The 3218-nt window shown below is 60.1% G+C and carries 1 protein-coding gene; it reads right to left on the reverse strand.

From position 1 onward, the window contains the following. Positions 1 to 3218, reverse strand: a 3218-nt coding sequence (locus tag MKS85_RS28630) for an immunoglobulin-like domain-containing protein (RefSeq protein WP_409078040.1), incomplete at both ends; no start/stop codon positions are given.

Raw genomic sequence — 3218 nt, forward strand, 5'->3', positions numbered from 1 at the left:
TGGCCGTTGCTCAAGGTTACGACCAGCGGAGCGCCGGTCACCGGAGCATTGACCGAAGCGGTGTAAACGACGGTGCCGCCTTCAGCCACGGAGGAAGTCGCGGTCAGGCTGACGGTCGAAGTATCAATGGTGTCGGTGACATCAGTTACTGCCGGAGTCGTGCTCGGCACCAGGTTCTCGAAGTTGCCGCCGGTGGCGTTATCAATGCTGACTTCGACTTTGCCGGCGTCTTTGTAGACGTCGTCTTTTGGTGCATCGACAGTCACCGTACCAGTGGTGGCGCCGGCAGCGATGTTGATTACGGCGCCATTGCTCAGGGTCACCGTGACTGGCGAGCCAGCGGCATTGGTCAATGTCGCGGTGTAAACGATCGAACCACCTTCGGCAACCGAATCGGTAGCGCTCAGGCTCAGGCCAGTGGTGTCCTGCACATCAGTAACGGTGGTGTCAGCCGGAGTGGCGTCGATGTCCAGTTTTTCGTAGTTGCCGCCCTGGGCATCATCAATCTTGACGCTCAGGTTGTCGCCGCCAGCGAGGGCGTCGTTTGGCGTAACAAAGTTGACCGAACCACTGCTGGAGCCAACCGGGATGGTGATGCTTTGACCGTTGCTTAACGTTACGACAAACGGAGCGCCAGTGACCGGGGCTTTGACCGATGCGGTGTAAACCACGGTGCCGCCTTCAGCCTCGGAGGAAGTCGCGGTGAGGCTGACGGTCGAAGTATCAATGGTATCGGTCACGTCGGTGACGGCTGGCGTGGTGCTTGGTACCAGGTTCTCGAAGTTGCCACCGGTGGCGTTATCGATGCTGACTTCGACCTTGCCGGCGTCTTTGTAGACGTCGTCTTTTGGAGCATCGACAGTGACCGTGCCGGTGGTGGCGCCGGCGGCGATGTTGATTACAGCGCCGTTGCTCAGGGTTACGGTCACTGGCGAGCCAGCGGCGTTGGTCAGAGTTGCGGTGTAGGTGATCTGACCGCCTTCGGTGATGGTGTCGGTCGCCGAAAGGGTTAGGCCGGTGCTGTCCTGAACATCAATGACCGAAGTTTCAGCCGGTGTTTGATCTGCGACCAAATTCTCGTAGTTGCCGCCTTGAGCGTCATCGATCTTCACGCTCAAGTTATCGCCGCCAGCGAGGGCGTCGTTTGGCGTAACAAAGTTGACCGAACCACTGCTGGAGCCAACCGGGATGGTGATGCTTTGACCGTTGCTTAACGTTACGACCAACGGAGCGCCAGTGACCGGGGCGTTGACCGAAGCGGTGTAAACCACGGTGCCGCCTTCAGCCACGGAGGAAGTCGCGGTGAGGCTGACGGTCGACGTATCAATGGTGTCAGTGACATTGGTGACGGCTGGCGTGGTGCTTGGCACCAAATTCTCGAAGTTGCCACCGGTGGCGTTATCGATGCTGACTTCGACCTTGCCGGCGTCTTTGTAGACGTCGTCTTTTGGCGCATCGACGGTCACAGTGCCGGTGGTAGCGCCGGCGGCGATGTTGATTACGGCGCCGTTGCTCAGGGTTACGGTCACTGGCGAGCCAGCGGCATTGGTCAGGGTTGCGGTGTAAACGATCGAACCGCCCTCAGCAACAGTGTCAGTGGCCGAGAGCGTCAGGCCAGTCGTGTCCTGCACATCTGTAACGGTGGTGTCAGCCGGAGTCGCGTCGATGTCCAGTTTTTCGTAGTTGCCGCCCTGGGCGTCGTCGATCTTCACGCTCAGGTTGTCGCCGCCGGCGAGGGCATCGTTCTGGGTCACGAAGTTGACCGAACCACTGCTGGAACCGACTGGAATGGTGATGCTCTGACCGTTCGACAGGGTGATCACCAGCGGAGCGCCGGTAACCGGTGCGTTCACCGAAGCGGTGTAAACCACGGTGCCGCCTTCAGCCACGGAGGAAGTCGCGGTCAGGCTGACGGTCGAAGTATCAATGGTGTCGGTGACATCAGTTACTGCCGGAGTCGTGCTCGGCACCAGGTTCTCGAAGCTACCGCCAGTGGCGTTATCGATGCTGACTTCGACCTTGCCGGCGTCTTTGTAGACGTCGTCTTTTGGCGCATCGACGGTCACAGTCCCGGTGGTGGCGCCGGCAGCGATGTTGATTACAGCGCCGTTGCTCAGGGTCACGGTGACCGGAGTGCCAGCGGGGTTGGTCAGCGTTGCGGTGTAAACAATCGAACCACCTTCGGCAACGGTGTCAGTGGCGGAGAGCGTCAGGCCAGTGGTGTCCTGCACATCAGTAACGGTGGTGTCCGCTGGTGTGGCGTCGATGTCCAGTTTTTCGTAGTTGCCGCCTTGAGCATCATCAATCTTGACGCTCAGGTTGTCGCCGCCGGCAAGGGCATCGTTCTGGGTCACGAAGTTGACCGAACCGCTGCTGGAACCGACTGGAATGGTGATGCTCTGGCCGTTCGACAGGGTGATCACCAACGGAGCGCCGGTGACCGGTGCGTTGACCGAGGCGGTATAAACGACGGTGCCGCCTTCAGCCACATTCGCGGTCGCAGTGAGCGACACGGTGCTGGTGTCGATGGTGTCAGTGACATCGGTCACCGCTGGTGCGGTGCTCGGCACCAGGTTTTCGAAGTTACCGCCGGTGGCGTTATCGATGCTGACTTCAACCTTGCCTGCGTCTTTGTAGACATCGTCAGTCGGCGCATCGACGGTCACAGTGCCGGTAGTAGCGCCGGCAGCGATGTTGATTACAGCGCCGTTGCTCAGTGTCACGGTGACCGGAGTGCCAGCGGGGTTGGTCAGGGTCGCGGTGTAGACAATCGAACCGCCTTCGGCCACTTCAGTGGAAGCTGACAAACTTAGGCCGGTGGCGTCCACCGAGTCGGTGATCGTCGTCACGGCAGGCGTGGTGTTCGGCACCAAGTTCTCAAAGTTGCCACCCGTTGCACCGGTAATGGTGGTGCTAACGGTGCTGCCATTGTTGTAGACGTCGTTGGCCGGGGTATCGACGTTGACGGTGCCGGTGGTTTGTCCGGCAGCGATGGTGATGACCGAGCCATTGCTCAAGGTCACGGTCACTGGCGTCTGGGCCGGGTTGGTCAGGGTGGCGGTGTAGGTGATCTGGCCGCCTTCAGTGATGGTATCGCTGGCGGTCAAAGTCAGGCCGGTGGCGTCCACGGAATCGGTGATCGTCGTCACGGCAGGCGTGGTGCTCGGCACCAGGTTTTCAAAGTTGCCGCCCGTGGCACCGGTAATAGTGGTGCTGAC

It is taken from the genome of Pseudomonas sp. JL2 (assembly GCF_031570495.1).
GTDB classification, from domain to species: Bacteria; Pseudomonadota; Gammaproteobacteria; order Pseudomonadales; family Pseudomonadaceae; genus Aquipseudomonas; species Aquipseudomonas rhizophila.